The sequence below is a fragment of the Rhizobium sp. LjRoot98 genome, assembly GCF_964252935.1.
Lineage (GTDB): Bacteria > Pseudomonadota > Alphaproteobacteria > Rhizobiales > Rhizobiaceae > Pararhizobium.
In genome coordinates, this window is record NZ_CAXUPW020000005.1 from 334,576 (window position 1) to 349,633 (window position 15,058).

Genomic DNA, 15,058 nt, shown 5'->3' on the forward strand with positions numbered 1-15,058 from the left:
CAAATGCGATTGCGGACGAAACGCTTCACATGCCGAAGGACATCAGCGTCATCAGACCTGGGAAGAGAACGAACAGGAACATGATGAACGTCATGACGCCGATGAACGGCAGCAGGTAGCGGAAGGAAGCCGACATCGGAATTCCGCCGGTGCGGCACGCCGCCATCAGGTCGATGCCGAGCGGCGGCGTATTGGCGCCAATTGCCAGGTTGATGGTCAACAGCACGCCAAAATAGACGGGATCGATCTCGTAGACCCGCAGCACCGGCAGGAAGACCGGCGCCAGGATGAGGATGATGGCAATCGATTCCATGAAGGTGCCGAGCACGAGGACGGCAACCATCATCAGCATGAGCGCGATGGTGGCACTCTCGGTCGCGCCGGTAATGGCATTGACCACGAGCTGCGGAACCTGCTCGACCGTTAGAATCCAGCCGAACACCGAGGCAGCCGCGATGACGATAAGGATGGAACCGCTCATTTCAGTCGTATCGCGCAAGAGGCTGAAGATATTGGAGAATGTCAGCTTGCGATAGACGAAGAGGCCGACCACCAGCGCATAGGCGACGCCGATACCTGCAGCTTCCGTCGGCGTGAAGATGCCGAAGCGGATGCCGCCGACGATGATGACGGGTGCGAGCAGCGCAAGCACGGATTCGCGCAGGGCCTGGCCGAGACGCCCCCAGCTGAACGGCTCGCCGCCCTTCCAGCCGTTCTTGCGGGAAATCCACCAGGCGACAACCATCAGGCCGAGGCCGAGCAGGATTCCGGGGCCAATGGAATGAATGAAGAGCTGGCCGATCGACGTGCCGGTCGCCGTGCCATAGACGATCAGCACGATCGACGGCGGAATGACCGTACCGAGCGAGCCGGCGCAGCCGAGGCCAGCTGCCGAGAAGCCCGGATGGTAGCCGCGCTCCTTCATGGCCGGCAGCAGCATCGAGCCGATCGCCACGACATCCGCCACGCCCGAGCCCGAGAGGGAACCGAACATCATGCAGGCTGCGATCATCACGATGGCAAGGCCGCCGGTGCGCTGACCGACGACGGCCGCACACAGATTGACGATCCTTGGTGCCAGGCCCCCATGAACCATCAGCAAGCCGGCAAGCAGGAACAGCGGGATGGCAAGCAACGTGAAGCTGTCAATGCCTGCGACCATGCGCTGCGCGACGACCATCACCGGCAGGGCATCACCGACCAGCAGATAGGCGACCGAGGACAGCGCAAGCGCGATCACGATCGGCGCGTCGATCAACAGCAGCAGAACGAAGACGACAAAAAGAACGAGGAGTGCGAGACTCATTTGCGCAACTCCGCGGCAACGAGGGCAATGAAGGCGGCAGCCGCGGTAACCGGCAGCGCCAGATAGGAAAGCCCGGCGGGCCAGCTCAGAACGGTCGTCTCATGCGACCAGGTCAGCCCGGTTATCTGCCATCCGGACCAGAACACGACGATCAGGAACAGGAAGGACGCCAGCCGCGCGAGAGCGGCCAGGAACGACCTGAACCGGCCGGGCTTGACCATCAGGTCGGTCAGGCCGGCGCAAAGATGCGTGTTGCGGACGAAGGCGGAAACCGCGCCGATAAATGTGACCCAGACGAGCAGCAGGCGTGGGACTTCCTCCGACCAGCGCGGCGTGAAGGAAAATGCGTATCGGCAGATGACGACGTAGACGATGATGGCGGTGAAGGTGGCGATGCCCAGGCCGCCCAGGGCACCGGCTACGCTATCTATGGCATTGGAAATCCGCGAGCGCGGTATTGGCGCGTCTTGCATGGCAGCCTCACTGGTGTTGATGAGAACGTGACGTGCCCGCCGGGCGGGCAAGGAAGTCCCGCCCGCGCTTGGCGGACGGGACGAACACGTTACTTGCGGTAGCTATCCATGACTTCGAGCAGTTCGGGACCGAAGACGTCCTTTTCGCTTTCCCAGATCGGCTTCAGCGCTTCGACGAAAGCGGCCTTGTCAACCTCATTGAACTGCATGCCCTTCGACTTCAGCTTCTCGATTAGCGCGACCTCGTTGTCAGCGACCATCTGGCGCTGCACATTGCCCCACTTGACCGCGGCTTCCTTGACGATGGCCTGGTCCTCGGGAGAAACCTGCGCCCAGGTCGTGGTCGACACCGTCAGGCAGGCTGCACCCCAGATGTGGCCGGTCATCGAGACGTATTTCTGCACTTCGTAGAAGGATGAAGCATCGATGATCGACAGCGGGTTTTCCTGCGCGTCAAAGACGCCCTGCTGCAGAGCCGAGTAAAGCTCGCCGAAGGCCAGCGGCGCGGGCTGCGCGCCGAGCGTTTCGAAGGTGGCGAGGCGCACCTTGTCCGGCGTGACGCGGATCTTGATGCCGGAAAGATCGGCCGGCTTGACGATCGGATGCTTGTTGTTGGTGATGTTACGGAAGCCGTTCTCCCACCAGGCGAGAACCTCGATGCCCTTCGGGCGCAGGAGATCGGCAAGCGTGGTGCCGAGCTTACCGTCGAGAGCGGCGAAAGCCTGTTCGCGGCTGGTCCAGGCATAGGGCATCTCAATGACACCGAACTTCGGCTCGACAAACTGAAACGAACCGCTGCCGATCAGGCCACCCTGGATGGTGCCGATCTGCATGCCTTCGATGACTTCCTTTTCCGTGCCGAGCTGGCCGGAGGGATAGATCTCGATCTTGACGCGGCCGCTGGTCTTCTCCGCGACGTCCTTCGCAAAGTCCACCGACGCCTTGTTCCAGCTGTGCGTGTCGGCAAGGACATGGCCGAGGCGGATCGTCGTCTCAGCCAGAGCGGCCGTATGGGCGGAGAGGCCGACCATGCCAGCGATCACTGTTGCGGCAAAGCCGCGCGAAAATTTCGATATGCCCAGTTTCATAGCACCCTCATTTGTTGTGTTTATTCTTGGCACATAAGGCGGCCGTGATTGGCTCAACGCAAATAGCCCGGCCCAATGGCAAGCATTGCGCCCGCTTATGAGAGCGGCGGCGATTTCCTGTGCACAACGACGGTGTCATCCCGCCGTCGCGATGCACTCGATCTCGATATCGAAATGCGCCCACGGCTTGATGGCAACGCAACTGCGGGCCGGAAAACCGTTCGGAAAATAGTCGCGATAGACCGCGTTCATCTCGGCGGCAAAATCGTTGTCGGTGATAAAGACCAGCGATTTGAAGACGTTGTCGAACGATGAGCCGGCGTGCCGAAGCGTGAAGGAAAGCGCTTCCATGCAGGCTCGCGCCTGGGTGTCCATGTTGCCTTTGACGATCTCACCCGTCTTGAGGTCAATTGGCGGCATGCCGCAGGTGTAGAGCAGTCCGCCGACCCGCGTCAAAGCTGAGGTCGGCGCGCCGAGTTTGCGGATGGCTTCGGAAATGACAGGAATTTCAATTATTTCGTGCTTCATGGTTGATCGCCTCGTGGAGCATGGGAGATATCGCCACTCCGCCCCGCGGCAGCGATATCCTCGTTCCATACGCCCCCGGCGAAGCACGCCGCAAGTGGCCGGCTGTGCCTAGAGTATCCGTGTTTTTCTGAATCGAAGCGGCTCCCAAATCAGATTTGGGAGCCGCCATGTTATCGAACGTCGAGCGGTCTTTGCCGCAGGCAACCTGCTATCAAGCCGCCGCGCCGGTGATAGCCTTCCGTTGGCCAAGCGAGACGCCGACTTGCGTTGCCTGGCGGCAATGCGCGGCGTCGGGGCCATTATTGCGATGGCCGTCAAAGCGCTCGTTCCTGATCTCGGCGGCTTTAAATCGGCCAGGTACTTTGCTGCCTGGATAGGCCTGGCACCAGCGGCGTTCCAGCCGCGGCAAGAAGCGTCTTGGCCGCATCTCCAAGACGGGCAATCCGGAGTTGCGATCGCTTCGTGACGTATCACCGTCGATTTTCCAATCTCCGATCCGGGACTCTGAAAACAGGGTATTTGGCCCACAGACGCTGCCCCAGAGCCTTCTCGTACCCAATGTGATAGACCGAGCGCATGTAGTCGGCGCTGAGCGGATTTAGCATGGAATAGTGAATCTGCTGATCGATCGATGCGATATCGAGGTCGATATCTGCTCGTTTCGCGAAGTTGTAGAGCGCGATAAGCCCCTGCCTCGTCTGCGACTTGAGGAGTATGCCGTAAGCCCTGCCCATGATCGGCAACGCCCGCTCACGGGACATAGCGAATTCAGGAATGAGGGCGTTGTTTACGATCACGTAGATATGCAGGTTTTGACCTTTCGCCTGATCGTTGTGCGCAACGAGCAAGTGTTCAGGCAGGGTAAAAAACTGCGCCGAGCTACCCCCGTCTGAATGCAGTTCCTCAATCTCCCTTCCATCGACCACTGTTCTTATCGATACAGGGGGGAAAATTCCCGGGACGCTTGCGGATGCGATCAGTATCTGCCGAACCAGGGGCAGAGCATCCGGTCTACGACTGTCAGCAATCGCTCCAATATTCCAGACGACGGCCCGCTGGGTATCAAGGTTTGTCGTCATTACAAGGAGCCGACGCCCGGCGCGATGTTCGATTGCAATTCGGCGTAATATTTCGCCCGTGATGTTCTGTTCTACGTTGCTGCGCAGAGCATTTCCCTTGAGAAGGCCAGGAGAAAAGATGCCGGCTCCCTTCCATTCGATGTCTATGAGATCTCGTGTTTTCCCCGATAGATAGAGCCGCCTAAGCTGCTCATCATAATCGGAGCCGAGAAAGGCGAAGGGGGCTATCAAGGCTCCTGTGCTCACTCCCGTTACCACCTCGAACCTCGGGCGGGTCCCAAGTGCACTCCAGGCAGACAATATACCCACTGCGAAAGCTCCACCGGAGCCGCCCCCCGAAATGGCCAGCATAGTCGGCTTGTCCTTCAGGATGACCGGTTTCCATGGATCATGCGTTGAAGCGGGAGGTCTTGGATCATCAACATGAGTCCTGATATTCTCAAACCCGGAAATCTGGGCGCGATCAGCTTCAGATGCGTTGTACGTCGGACGTTCTGGCGCCGCACACCCAGTTGAAATGACCACGGCGAAGACCAGGATGCTGGCGAGCGCGGCTCCAAGAGGCGTCTTCACACACTTTCGCTGAGCTCCCTCTCGAAGTGAGAGTTTCATCATCCATATGACTCCATTGGAGAGGGGAAACCGCGCCGCGTTTAGCTGGCAAGCCGGAGAGTACTGACTGATTAACAGCTGCTCTGTTTACGATTTCCGTGTTTCCGGATCCGTCGAGGGAAGTCTCGCTGCAGCCAATACGGCGCCTATGGCAGCGACCGCGATCGCCAGGCCTATCCAGACACCATAGAGTTTGTGACCGAGGATCAAACCGCCAATCAGTGGGGAGACGATGTCTGTCAGGGCGCCAAGTGACTGGGCAGATCCCATGACGACACCTTGGCGGTTTTCCGGTACATGGACGGACAGAGCCGCAAGGTAGGTTGGCTTGGCCATCGCATCGCCCGTGCTCACGCAAAGCACCGCCAATGCGAGGAGAGGGACGGTTTTTGCAAGGCTTGCTATGAGAAAGCCCGCGCAAATCAATCCAAATATCAAAATGATCAGCTGACGTTCGGAAAATCGCCGGCCAAGCCAACCCAAGAGGAAGAGCTGTACCAGGATGTTGATTACGCCATCGGCAGCAACGATGTAGCTGAGGTGCTGTGGGCCGAAAGCCTGCCCATTCCAGATGAACGTTTGCGCGAGAAAGACCGGCATTTGCGAACTATAGATGCCGTACGCCAGGAAATGGCATAACATCACGACAATCAAGATACGGATGACCGGGGATGAAACGATGGCGCGAAACGAGATTTTTTTGCGCTCATATGGTCCGGCTTGAGCGGACGGAGCTTGATCTCTCTTCAGGGCAAACAGAGTAAGGCCAATCGCACCGATCGAGAGGAAAAGGGCTGCAAAGATTGGCAACGTCAGCGAAGTGTCAGAAAGAAATCCGGACAAGCCAGCTCCGACAATCGCGCCCAAACCCACGCCACCAGTCAGGATACTAAGGGCCCGCCTACGATCCTCAGGCGCGGTGTGGTCAGCGACATAACCTGCAGCTGCCGAGAAGTTGCCGCCGGTCAGACCAAAGAGTGCACGCGCTATTATTACCACGAGCACATTTGGAGCGACTGCCAGCAGAAGAAGGCTTCCTGCTGCCATAGCCTGGCTTGCAAGCAGGACCCGCTTCCTGCCGAACCGATCCGACAGCTGGCCTAGGATGGGCGCGGCGACAAAATGAGTGAACGCCTCCGTTGCGATAACGACGCCGAAGATCAGCGGGGATGCCCCCATGTCCCTCAGGTAGAAAGGCAGGACAGGCAATACTGAGGCCATACCAGCGGCATAAATACAAACAATCAGGAAGAGTGGCGCCAAGATTCGCCAGTTCCGGCGCAGAGCCTCACGGGAAGCCTGTTTTGAGTAAGCAGCTTCACTCATCTCCACATTGCTCCCTGACTGAGGCTGCTGCGGTCACCTTAGTCCGACTCTCGCCAAAAAGCGGGATGGGAGGGGCAATTTCACCCAAAGCAAGGCCACCCACCATCCCTGATAAGATTGCCGCTCTCATTGGTAATCCCGTTGGATGGGAAGCAAGCCCACCTCCGCAAGATATCTCGCAATTTCGTTGGTTCGATCGGCGTCGAAGATTGCGCCGACATACCCGTCCGGGCGGATCAAGATGCAGTCGCCAGGCGTCCGCGCATAGGCGTCTTTGAAGTGGCCCCACTCGTCGGAAAGCTCCCCACCAGAGCCAATCCGGTGAACATGCAGGCCCTCGTATAGCTTCAATGTCTGCTGCCCGGCTTCGTATGCCAACAAGGTCCAATGGGAGCCTTTGAACAGACCAAAAAGACGTGAGGCTTGCCCCCCTGCCCCTTGTAGGAGCGCGTCGGGAGCACGGTCGCCAGCGGAGAGGTGGCCTCTGGCCGCGGTATAGTTCAATGATAGCGATGACAACGGATACCCGATGTCGAGCTGGCGGACTTCACGGCCACGCCGCATTTCCCCTTGCTTTTGGGCGTCCAACAGCTTGGTTGCAAGTCCGAGCATGGCTCCGGCAACCGGGCGCCGTTCAGGCTCGTAACTGTAGAGTAAGCGGTCCGGCGCGCCGCGCGCGACCGCGGCAAGCTTCCACCCGAGATTGTAGGCATCCTGCACGCTGGTATTCAGGCCTTGACCGCCCGTCGGGGGATGGACATGAGCGGCATCACCAACCAGAAAGGCGCGCCCCACCCGATACCTGTCGGCCAGGCGCGCATTCATCTCATAGTCTGATGCCCAGTGCACAGTGTCGACAATGACGTCGTTCAGGCCTGTTCGATCCGCCAGGAACGTCGTCAGTCCCCGAGCGGAGAGATCGACTTGTGCGTCCTTCCCGACAGGTGCCTGGATCTGAAACAGGTCCGTGCCGGCGAGCGGACCGATCCATACCTGCCTGCTCATGTCACCGTCTCTGGCGAAGCGATGCGCGACCTCGCCTGAAAGCCCTGAGAGCGCGACATCCGCGACGATTGCACGAGTATCAAGCGTGGTACCGGGAAAATCGATCCCGAGAGAACGTCTAACGAAGCTTTTCCCTCCATCGGCGCCAATCAACCAGCGCACCCGAACAATCTCTTCGCGTTCGGCATGAGCGATACGCGCGGTCACTCCATCTTGGTCCTGTTCGAAGCCCTTCAATTCACGGCCGAATTTCACCTGGCCACCAAGTTCGGCCAGGCGCGTTCGTAAAATGCGCTCGGTCACGTATTGCGGGACCATGAGCGCCAGATGGTAGGGCTCCGCCGGAGTGGGCTGGATGATCTCGCCCATATCAGCATCTGTGTAGCTCCCATCGTCATGATAGCTCCGTTGACGTGGGTAAAGGCCGCCAGCTGCCACGAGTTTGTCGAGGATGCCGAGATCCTCGAAAATTTCCTGGGTTCTGGGTTGAATTCCCTTGCCACGAGAGCCGTTGACCGCTGCTTCCAACCGATCGATCAATCGAAAGGAAATACCGCGTCGCGCAAACTCTATGGCGAGCGTCAGGCCAGCCGCCCCCGCTCCGCAGATGAGTACATCTGCAGCGAAATCATTTGTCATCTTCACCTCCATGTGTGTATTATGCACATAATAGGAGGCTGACTTAATGTCAATAAACAATGTGCAAAATACACGTAATGGATCGATGATGCGCGATCTGCATGGAGCCCTGATCGATATTGTCAGCGCGATGAACCGCCCTCAGCGAGATGATGAGCTGGTGCGTGAAGCCGGCATCACGTTGGATCGTGCGCTGTTTCGGCTCCTTGTCGCTGTCGAACGACTAGGTCCCATCGGCGTCGTTGAACTCGCTGAGCGGATCGGACTGGATCATACGACCGTCAGCCGCCAAGTCGCCAAGCTTGACAGCATGGGTCTTGTCGCCCGCCAAGGCAGTGTTGCTGATCGAAGAGTCCGTGAAGCAGTCATTACCGCCGAAGGAAAGCTCATGACGGACAAACTCGATGCCGCGCGCGAGCGGATGAGCCGGGCGATTTTCGATGCATGGGATGAAAAGGACATTGCTGACCTCGTACGATTGATGCGCCGTTTTGCTGATGTGTTCAATCGGGATCGAAATGAAGTCCCCAGCCGGGGCCGATAGCCTCAGCTATACTTGAGAGCATCCAGCGCCGCCCGATGAATTGCCTCATTCGCCGCCATTAACACGGTGTCATATTGCGGTGCATCCTGCAGCGGTTGGCCATCCCAGTCGCTGACGATGCCACCGGCCGCTTCTATAATGGGCATTTGCGGGAGGATGTCGTAGTCGAAGACGTTGCTTTCGACGAGGAGATCAATGGTGCCAAGAGCCAGAAGGCCAGCGGCATAGCAGTCATGCGAAAAGCGGCTGAATCTGACCTTTCCTGCGAGGGCTGCGAAACGGTCATGCCGCAGGCGTTTGAACTGTTCGAGAGCCGAGGTATAGAGGATGCCTTCGCCAAGCCGAGTTTCGCCGCTGATGCAAAATATCCTTGTTCCTCTTCCAGTCTGAAGGCCATGACCTGTGGCTGGTCTTCGCCCAGGAAAAGCAATTCCACAAACATCACTTCGGCGCAGGCCATCACCAAAGGCTCGCGTAAACGGCCCTGAAACGTCCTCGGAAGGCAGTAGAAATTTTGCAACCGGGCGGAGGCGACGGCGATCCTGCAGGATGGGCATCGAAGTAGCGATGCAATCGACGATCGAATGATCGGTATCCCGCTTGACTCCCTCCTCAAACGTGCCTAGTAAGTTGTAGGCCTAACCCTACAATTGGATGCCATGACCCAATCGCCCCCCAAACCGACGTCCGCGTTGTCCCTGCCGGATCTGCCGGGACCGGACACACCCATTCGCCGGCTGCGCCATCCTGGGCGCTGGCTCAGCGGCATCGCCGTTATTCTGTTCCTCGCCACGATCGGCCGCGCTTTTGCCATTGGGCAAATCCAATGGCCCATCGTCGGAGAATTCCTGACAGCCGGTGTCATCATCACAGGTTTCGGCTGGACCCTCTTGATCTCGGCCTGCGCGCTGGTGCTCGGCGTTATGCTTGGCTTCGTCTTCGGCATCATGCGGCATTCGGAAAATCCGATCCTGCGGTACGCAGCCTGGCTTTACGTCTGGATATTTCGCGGCACCCCGGTTCTGCTGCAGCTTCTCATTTGGTTCAACATCGCCCTTGTTTTTCCGCGGCTCTACATTCCGGGGCTTGTCGATGAGCGCATGGTCGATGTGGTGACACCCTTCGTCGCCGCTGTTCTCGGCCTCGGCGTCAACGAAGGCTCCTATCTGACGGAAGTGGTGCGCGGCGGTATCGGTTCCGTCGATCGCGGCCAGAAGGAAGCGGCTCATACGCTCGGCATGACACCTGGCCAGACGATGCGCCGTATCATCCTGCCGCAGACCCTGCGGCTGATCCTGCCGGTTCTCGGCAACAGCGCCATCGGCATGCTGAAATTCTCGTCACTTGCCGCAACCATCGCCATGGGCGAAATGCTCAACGCCGCACAACGGATATACTTCATCAACGGCGCCGTTATCGAACTGCTGTTCGTCTGTGCCGTCTGGTATCTGGCCGGAACAACCGTGCTTTCCATCGGCCAGTATTATCTCGAACGCTATTTCGGCCGCGATACCGCAGCCACCACCAGCGACCGGCGTTGGTTCAAGGGTTGGGCTCGACGTCCAGCCGTCGAGGGGGAAGTATGAGTCTCGCTGTCAAGGCGGTCGGAATCCGCAAGAGTTTTGGTAGCCACGAGGTTCTCAAGGGCCTCGACCTTGAGGTTGCCTATGGCGAGGTGCTGTGCATCCTCGGCCCATCGGGCAGCGGCAAGAGTACCTTCCTGCGCTGCATCAACCATCTGGAAACGCCGAATAGCGGCTATGTCTGGGTCGACGGCGCCATCATGGGTTACGCGCTCCATCGCGGCGCCCTCCAGGAGCTGCCGATCAGACAGCTGCGCGCCCAGCAGAGTCAGCTCGGCATGGTGTTCCAACATTTCAACCTGTTCGCTCATCGTACGGTGTTGGGCAATGTCATCGAAGGGCCAATGGTCGTGCGCGGTCTCAGCCGCGCCAAGGCCGAAGCCCGCGCCATGGAATTGCTGGAACAGGTCGGCATGGCCGGAAAGGCATCTAGCTACCCGTCGCAGCTTTCCGGCGGTCAGAAGCAGCGCGTGGCAATTGCCCGGTCGCTGGCCATGGAGCCGCGCGTGATGCTGTTTGACGAACCGACCAGCGCGCTTGACCCGGAATTGGTCGGCGAGGTGCTGGAAGTCATGCGCAACCTGGCGCGCGGCGGCACCACCATGATCGTCGTCACCCATGAGATCGGCTTCGCTCGTGAGGTTTCTGACCGTGTCGTGGTGATGATCGACGGAGAAATTCGCGAAACCGGCGCGCCTGGGCAGGTGCTCAGCAATCCCGGCGATCCGCGTGTGCGCAGCTTCCTAAGCCGCGTGCTGGCTTGATATCCACAGTTCAACAATGGGAGAAGAAAATGAAACGACTGCTACCGATGGCCCTGGCGCTCGCCTCAGCCACCTTCCTTAGCCTTGCCGCAAGCGGCGCGGTCCACGCCGCCGCCGACGAGAAGCTGGCGGCCGCCGTGCCGGAAGCCGTGCGCACCGCCGGCAAGCTGAACGTCACGATCAGCCTTGCCTATCCACCGATGGAATATAACGACGCTGGTTCGACGGAGCTGAAAGGCTTCGACATTGATCTCGCCAAGGCCATCGCCGAGCGCCTCGGCCTCGCGGCCGAGTTCCAGAACGTCGAATTCCCGCAGCTGATCCCGCAGGTCGTCACCGGCCGGTCCGACCTGATCATGACCGCATTTTCCGACAAGGTCGAACGCCAGACGCAGCTCGATTTCATTGACTATTTTAGAACCGGCAACGTCTTCTATTCGTCCGTCGATCATCAGGCCGAGATCAAGACCGAAACCGACCTCTGCGGCAAGACCGTGGCTGTGGCGACCGGCACAAGCTGGGTCACCTGGGCGGAAGAACTCGGCAAGTCCATTTGCCCCGCCGACAAGCTGATCACCGTCATCCAGATCCCGACCCAGGCCGAACACATCATGCAGATCCGCCAGGGCCGCGCGCAGGCCTCGGTGATCGGCCTCGAAGGGCTTCTCGACCTGATGAAGCAGGAACCGGGAAAATTCTACCAGATCGGCGACGTGGGCGACGTCAACCATTACGGCATCGCCTTCGCCAAGGCGAATGGCGGTCTGCGTGATGCCGTGCTGGCCGCGCTCGACGCCATGAAGGCAGATGGGACTTATACACAGATCCTTGACCGTTACGGCTTGAAACAGGCCGGCGTGGAAGAGTTCAAGATAAACGGTACCACGAAGTAACGGACCGTTCGGGAGCCTGCCTTGACCCACCCTTCCATACCAGACGCCTCCATCGCAACAGGCGAACGCTCCGATGATAGACTGTCCCGGCTGCGCCTCGACCTCTATTCGAGCGAGCAGCTTTACCGGCAGCTTTACCGGGCATTGCGCGCCGCCATTCTCAGCGGTGATTTTTCCGAGGGGGAAGCCATTCCCTCGGAAAACCAGTTGCGCGACCAGTTCGGCATCGCCCGAACGACGGTGCGCAACGCGATGGCGCTCCTGGTGTCGGAAGGGTTGGTTCAGCAGGTTCGTGGCCGGGGCACGATCGTTTCGCATCGGCCGATCAGCCACAATATCTGGAATTTCGGCAGCTTTACCGAACTGGCGCGCCGGCAAGGCCTGCGTCCGGTTACGCGGGTACTCGAACACCGGGTGGAAAACGGTGAACTGCTGCTGGTACGTGCGCGCGGCCTTGCCAATGATGAAACGATAAACTGGCTGAACGTCGATACGTCGCGGTTGGATCTTGCCCTTTACCCCGGCATCGACCGCAACGATTTCGCGGCGCAATCGCTCTACGAGGTGTTACGCCGCGATTATGATCGCCACCCCCTCCGCTCGGAACTGCTGCTGACCGTCGTGCCGCCGTCCGATCGCCTGCGGGAGGTCTTTGCTCCGGCGCTGGATGTGCCGGGCTATCTTTGCGCCAGCGGGGATGTACTCGACGCCGACGACCGGTTGGTGGAGCGTACGTCTATCGTCTACTCGCCGGCCGTCCAGATGAAATTCGCCACCCGCTGGGGGCGTGATACCGCGCCGGCTTGAAAGCCGCGCGACGCAGGAGAACAACTTATGAGCCGTTTCGACGAGACTTTTATCAACCCAAAACCCATTCTCGGAATGCTGCATCTGGCTGGTGACGGCCCCAAGGCCAAGCTCACCCAGGCCGAGGAAGAAGCCCGCATCATGGCCGGCGAGGGGGTCGATGGTCTCGTGGTCGAGAATTATTTCGGCGATGCCGAGGATGTCGAGCGAGTGCTGGAGCGGCTGTGCGGCCTTGATCTTGGCACCCGCATTGGCGTCAATGTGCTGCGGGACAACGTGCGCGCCTTCGCACTCGCCAAGCGGTTTCCGGTCTCGTTCATCCAGGTCGATTCCGTCGCCGGTCATCTGCCGCTGGAACAGGATGCGCCCTTCGCCGCCGATCTCGCCGCGCATCGGGAAAGCGTTTCGGCACTGCTGCTCGGCGGCGTCCGGTTCAAATACCAGCCGATCCTGTCGGGACGGCCCGAAGAAGAGGACGTCCGTATCGGCGCATCCCGTTGTGACGGCCTGGTAGTGACCTCGGACGCGACCGGCCAGCCGACCGACATGGACAAGGTGGCACGCTTTCGCACCGCAACCGGCGGGACCGTCCCGCTCCTGATCGGCGCCGGCCTGACCGAAACCAATGCCGCCGAACAACTGGCGTATGCCGATGGCGCCGTCGTCGGCAGCTGGTTCAAGCACGACCACAAGGATACCGGCCGCGTCGAGGCCGCCCATGTCGCCCGTCTGATGCGGGCTGTTCACGCCACAAGGCATGCCGCATGAGCGCGCCGGATACCATTGTCGCTCGTCCGGTAACGCCCGAGAATTTTGCCCGTTTCGGCGCGGTCTACAATCTCACCAACGACACTGATCCCAATGCGATCTGGACCGCCGGCGACGGCTGGAGTGATGGCTTTACCAAGACATCGCTGATCGAGGGTTCCGGCCATCTTGGGGTGACGCGTGGCGGCGGCGCCCCGTGGAACTGTACGGCAATGGAACGGCATCCGGGTACCGAGGAAGCGATCTTCTGCGCTGCCCAGCCGGTCATTCTTGCCGTTGCCCCCGCATCGGACACCAATGCGGCAAAACGGGACGAAATCGAAGCTTTTGTGATTGCGCCCGGTCAGGCGGTGGTGATGCATCGTGGCGTCTGGCACGACGCTTGCCGGGGCCTTTCCGGTCCTACGGCCTATTACTGGATGGCGGTTTGCGGTCTCGGCGAAAGCCCCTGGGTCCCGGTTGCAGGTGGGCCAAGGCGAATTCAAGCGGACCCGGAGGAAAATACATGACCGCCTTTTTTATCGGCGACGTGGCAATCGACGAGTATTACACCGCCAGTCGCTGGCCAGGCCGGGCCGACAAGGGCATGGTCACAGAGCTGCCTGCCGAAATCGGCGGCTCGATCGCCAATGCCGCCGTTGTCCATGCGGGGCTGGGCGGTGAGACGCAATTCATCTCGTTGCTGAACGATAGCCCACTGTCACAGCGGCTGATCGCCGACCTGCGGAAGAACGGCGTCGATGTCGATCACATGCTGACAGATCAGAGCATTCCGGAATCGCGCAATCTGATCTTTCTCGTCGATGGAGAGCATATCGTGCTGACCGTCGAAATGGGCGAGCAGCCGATGTGGCTCGCATCTGAGACTGTGGAGGCGCTGCGCCAGCCGGGCTTTCTCTACACGACGCTTTACCGTGCCCGCCGCTTGCATGCGCAAACCGAGAACGGTGCTCTGAAGCAGGCAGCGCTTCTAGCCGATCTGCGTCACCATGGCCGCCGCGCCATCTTCGATCTCGACGTTGGTGGCTGTACGCCCGAAGACATGCCCTATCTTATTGGAGCTGCCGTCGTCATTTTCAATCAGGTCGGCTTCCGCGCCGCCTTCGGTCACGACGACATCAACCGCATCGGCGACTGGATGCGGGATCACCAGATCGACTGGGTCGTGCGTACGCGCGCCGCAGACGGCGCCGAGGCGCGCAACAGCGAGACAGTCCTGCGCACGGCGGGATTTCAGGTCGATGTCATCGACGTCACCGGCGCCGGCGACACCTTTGGCGGCACGCTGACCTGGTGTCTTACGCAAGGCCAACATTTCGACGAAGCACTCGACTTCGCCGTCGCTGCAGCCTCCCGCTCAGTCACTATCCATGGGCCGCGCAGTGGCAAGGCAAGCGTTGCTGAAGTGAACCGGTGGCGCGACGACGGACACCAGTAGCGCCCCGCGCGCGGTGTCTGGGTTGGCGTGTTGATTTGTGTCTCCCTTAATCTGAACGCTGGATTAAGGGATGCGATGTCACATCGGCGTCACGCCGCAAGACCCGTGGCGGCCAGCACCGTTCTTCCGATTTGACGATCGGGACAGCTTTGACCCTGGGCTTGTTGTTCGGCCTGCCGCTGCGCCAAGTCGTCTCGTGCTCAGC

The 15,058-nt window shown here is 59.8% G+C and carries 17 protein-coding genes; 9 read left to right on the forward strand and 8 right to left on the reverse strand.

What is annotated here, in order from left to right; genetic code table 11:
- Positions 1–25: 25 nt before the first annotated feature.
- The 4 genes from ACSQ3J_RS18515 to ACSQ3J_RS18530 form a co-directional block, all read right to left on the reverse strand.
- Positions 26–1,306, reverse strand: a complete 1,281-nt coding sequence (locus ACSQ3J_RS18515) for a TRAP transporter large permease (protein ID WP_436039789.1) — start codon at positions 1,304–1,306, stop codon at positions 26–28.
- Positions 1,303–1,779 (reverse strand): TRAP transporter small permease, encoded by a 477-nt coding sequence (locus ACSQ3J_RS18520; RefSeq protein WP_436039791.1) that lies wholly within the window; start codon positions 1,777–1,779, stop codon positions 1,303–1,305. The genes ACSQ3J_RS18515 and ACSQ3J_RS18520 overlap by 4 nt, the downstream gene beginning before the upstream one ends.
- An 89-nt stretch (positions 1,780–1,868) precedes the next feature.
- Positions 1,869–2,867, reverse strand: a complete 999-nt coding sequence (locus ACSQ3J_RS18525) for a DctP family TRAP transporter solute-binding subunit (protein WP_436039793.1) — start codon at positions 2,865–2,867, stop codon at positions 1,869–1,871.
- Positions 2,868–3,002: 135 nt separating this feature from the next.
- Positions 3,003–3,395 (reverse strand): RidA family protein, encoded by a 393-nt coding sequence (locus ACSQ3J_RS18530; RefSeq protein ID WP_060504078.1) that lies wholly within the window; start codon positions 3,393–3,395, stop codon positions 3,003–3,005.
- A gap of 307 nt (positions 3,396–3,702) precedes the next feature.
- Here ACSQ3J_RS18530 and ACSQ3J_RS18535 point away from each other — a divergent pair, with 307 nt between their 5' ends.
- Positions 3,703–3,861, forward strand: a complete 159-nt coding sequence (locus ACSQ3J_RS18535; RefSeq protein ID WP_436039902.1) for a hypothetical protein — start codon at positions 3,703–3,705, stop codon at positions 3,859–3,861.
- A gap of 4 nt (positions 3,862–3,865) precedes the next feature.
- Here ACSQ3J_RS18535 and ACSQ3J_RS18540 read toward each other — a convergent pair whose 3' ends face one another.
- The 3 genes from ACSQ3J_RS18540 to ACSQ3J_RS18550 all read right to left on the reverse strand — a co-directional run bounded on the left by ACSQ3J_RS18540 (position 3,866) and on the right by ACSQ3J_RS18550 (position 8,056).
- Entirely contained in the window at positions 3,866–5,089 is a 1,224-nt protein-coding gene (locus tag ACSQ3J_RS18540) for a patatin-like phospholipase family protein (RefSeq protein WP_436039795.1), read from the reverse strand.
- A gap of 84 nt (positions 5,090–5,173) precedes the next feature.
- The gene (locus tag ACSQ3J_RS18545) at positions 5,174–6,412 is read right to left on the reverse strand and encodes an MFS transporter (RefSeq protein WP_436039797.1); all 1,239 of its coding nucleotides are present in this window, start codon (positions 6,410–6,412) and stop codon (positions 5,174–5,176) included.
- A gap of 126 nt (positions 6,413–6,538) precedes the next feature.
- A complete protein-coding gene (locus tag ACSQ3J_RS18550; protein WP_436039798.1) occupies positions 6,539–8,056 on the reverse strand; it encodes an FAD-dependent oxidoreductase in 1,518 nt (505 codons plus the stop codon).
- Between the two features lie 46 nt (positions 8,057–8,102).
- On the opposite strand from ACSQ3J_RS18550, the gene ACSQ3J_RS18555 reads away from it, so the two are divergent.
- Positions 8,103–8,600: a MarR family winged helix-turn-helix transcriptional regulator gene (locus ACSQ3J_RS18555; RefSeq protein WP_436039800.1), complete on the forward strand. Its 498-nt coding sequence runs from the start codon at positions 8,103–8,105 to the stop codon at positions 8,598–8,600.
- Between the two features lie 2 nt (positions 8,601–8,602).
- Here ACSQ3J_RS18555 and ACSQ3J_RS18560 read toward each other — a convergent pair whose 3' ends face one another.
- Complete coding sequence (locus tag ACSQ3J_RS18560; protein ID WP_436039802.1) at positions 8,603–9,157, reverse strand: inositol monophosphatase family protein; 555 nt, start codon at positions 9,155–9,157, stop codon at positions 8,603–8,605.
- 102 nt (positions 9,158–9,259) lie between these two features.
- Here ACSQ3J_RS18560 and ACSQ3J_RS18565 point away from each other — a divergent pair, with 102 nt between their 5' ends.
- From ACSQ3J_RS18565 to ACSQ3J_RS18595, 7 genes are read left to right on the forward strand one after another with little or no spacing between them, the layout of a single operon-like run.
- Positions 9,260–10,186 (forward strand): amino acid ABC transporter permease, encoded by a 927-nt coding sequence (locus ACSQ3J_RS18565; protein WP_436039804.1) that lies wholly within the window; start codon positions 9,260–9,262, stop codon positions 10,184–10,186.
- The gene (locus ACSQ3J_RS18570; protein WP_436039805.1) at positions 10,183–10,947 is read left to right on the forward strand and encodes an amino acid ABC transporter ATP-binding protein; all 765 of its coding nucleotides are present in this window, start codon (positions 10,183–10,185) and stop codon (positions 10,945–10,947) included. The genes ACSQ3J_RS18565 and ACSQ3J_RS18570 overlap by 4 nt, the downstream gene beginning before the upstream one ends.
- 29 nt (positions 10,948–10,976) lie before the next feature.
- A complete protein-coding gene (locus ACSQ3J_RS18575) occupies positions 10,977–11,840 on the forward strand; it encodes an ABC transporter substrate-binding protein (RefSeq protein WP_162252469.1) in 864 nt (287 codons plus the stop codon).
- Between the two features lie 21 nt (positions 11,841–11,861).
- A complete protein-coding gene (locus ACSQ3J_RS18580) occupies positions 11,862–12,647 on the forward strand; it encodes a GntR family transcriptional regulator (RefSeq protein ID WP_436039807.1) in 786 nt (261 codons plus the stop codon).
- Between the two features lie 27 nt (positions 12,648–12,674).
- On the forward strand, positions 12,675–13,415 hold the full coding sequence (locus ACSQ3J_RS18585; RefSeq protein ID WP_436039809.1) for a BtpA/SgcQ family protein: 741 nt from the start codon (positions 12,675–12,677) through the stop codon (positions 13,413–13,415).
- Positions 13,412–13,924 carry an ureidoglycolate lyase gene (locus ACSQ3J_RS18590; RefSeq protein ID WP_436039811.1) on the forward strand — a complete coding sequence of 171 codons (513 nt, stop codon included), beginning with the start codon at positions 13,412–13,414 and terminating at the stop codon, positions 13,922–13,924. Before ACSQ3J_RS18585 ends, ACSQ3J_RS18590 begins: the two co-directional genes overlap by 4 nt.
- Positions 13,921–14,853 carry a carbohydrate kinase family protein gene (locus ACSQ3J_RS18595; protein WP_436039813.1) on the forward strand — a complete coding sequence of 311 codons (933 nt, stop codon included), beginning with the start codon at positions 13,921–13,923 and terminating at the stop codon, positions 14,851–14,853. Before ACSQ3J_RS18590 ends, ACSQ3J_RS18595 begins: the two co-directional genes overlap by 4 nt.
- Positions 14,854–15,058 lie beyond the last annotated feature (205 nt).

Bases quoted from the DNA above. Each gene is read 5' to 3' on its own strand.
- ACSQ3J_RS18515 (WP_436039789.1), bottom strand. From the start codon at position 1,306: ATGAGTCTCGCACTCCTCGTTCTTTTTGTCGTCTTCGTTCTGCTGCTG.
- ACSQ3J_RS18520 (WP_436039791.1), bottom strand. From the start codon at position 1,779: ATGCAAGACGCGCCAATACCGCGCTCGCGGATTTCCAATGCCATAGAT.
- ACSQ3J_RS18525 (WP_436039793.1), bottom strand. From the start codon at position 2,867: ATGAAACTGGGCATATCGAAATTTTCGCGCGGCTTTGCCGCAACAGTG.
- ACSQ3J_RS18530 (WP_060504078.1), bottom strand. From the start codon at position 3,395: ATGAAGCACGAAATAATTGAAATTCCTGTCATTTCCGAAGCCATCCGC.
- ACSQ3J_RS18535 (WP_436039902.1), top strand. From the start codon at position 3,703: ATGGCCGTCAAAGCGCTCGTTCCTGATCTCGGCGGCTTTAAATCGGCC.
- ACSQ3J_RS18540 (WP_436039795.1), bottom strand. From the start codon at position 5,089: ATGATGAAACTCTCACTTCGAGAGGGAGCTCAGCGAAAGTGTGTGAAG.
- ACSQ3J_RS18545 (WP_436039797.1), bottom strand. From the start codon at position 6,412: ATGAGTGAAGCTGCTTACTCAAAACAGGCTTCCCGTGAGGCTCTGCGC.
- ACSQ3J_RS18550 (WP_436039798.1), bottom strand. From the start codon at position 8,056: ATGACAAATGATTTCGCTGCAGATGTACTCATCTGCGGAGCGGGGGCG.
- ACSQ3J_RS18555 (WP_436039800.1), top strand. From the start codon at position 8,103: ATGTCAATAAACAATGTGCAAAATACACGTAATGGATCGATGATGCGC.
- ACSQ3J_RS18560 (WP_436039802.1), bottom strand. From the start codon at position 9,157: ATGCCCATCCTGCAGGATCGCCGTCGCCTCCGCCCGGTTGCAAAATTT.
- ACSQ3J_RS18565 (WP_436039804.1), top strand. From the start codon at position 9,260: ATGACCCAATCGCCCCCCAAACCGACGTCCGCGTTGTCCCTGCCGGAT.
- ACSQ3J_RS18570 (WP_436039805.1), top strand. From the start codon at position 10,183: ATGAGTCTCGCTGTCAAGGCGGTCGGAATCCGCAAGAGTTTTGGTAGC.
- ACSQ3J_RS18575 (WP_162252469.1), top strand. From the start codon at position 10,977: ATGAAACGACTGCTACCGATGGCCCTGGCGCTCGCCTCAGCCACCTTC.
- ACSQ3J_RS18585 (WP_436039809.1), top strand. From the start codon at position 12,675: ATGAGCCGTTTCGACGAGACTTTTATCAACCCAAAACCCATTCTCGGA.
- ACSQ3J_RS18590 (WP_436039811.1), top strand. From the start codon at position 13,412: ATGAGCGCGCCGGATACCATTGTCGCTCGTCCGGTAACGCCCGAGAAT.
- ACSQ3J_RS18595 (WP_436039813.1), top strand. From the start codon at position 13,921: ATGACCGCCTTTTTTATCGGCGACGTGGCAATCGACGAGTATTACACC.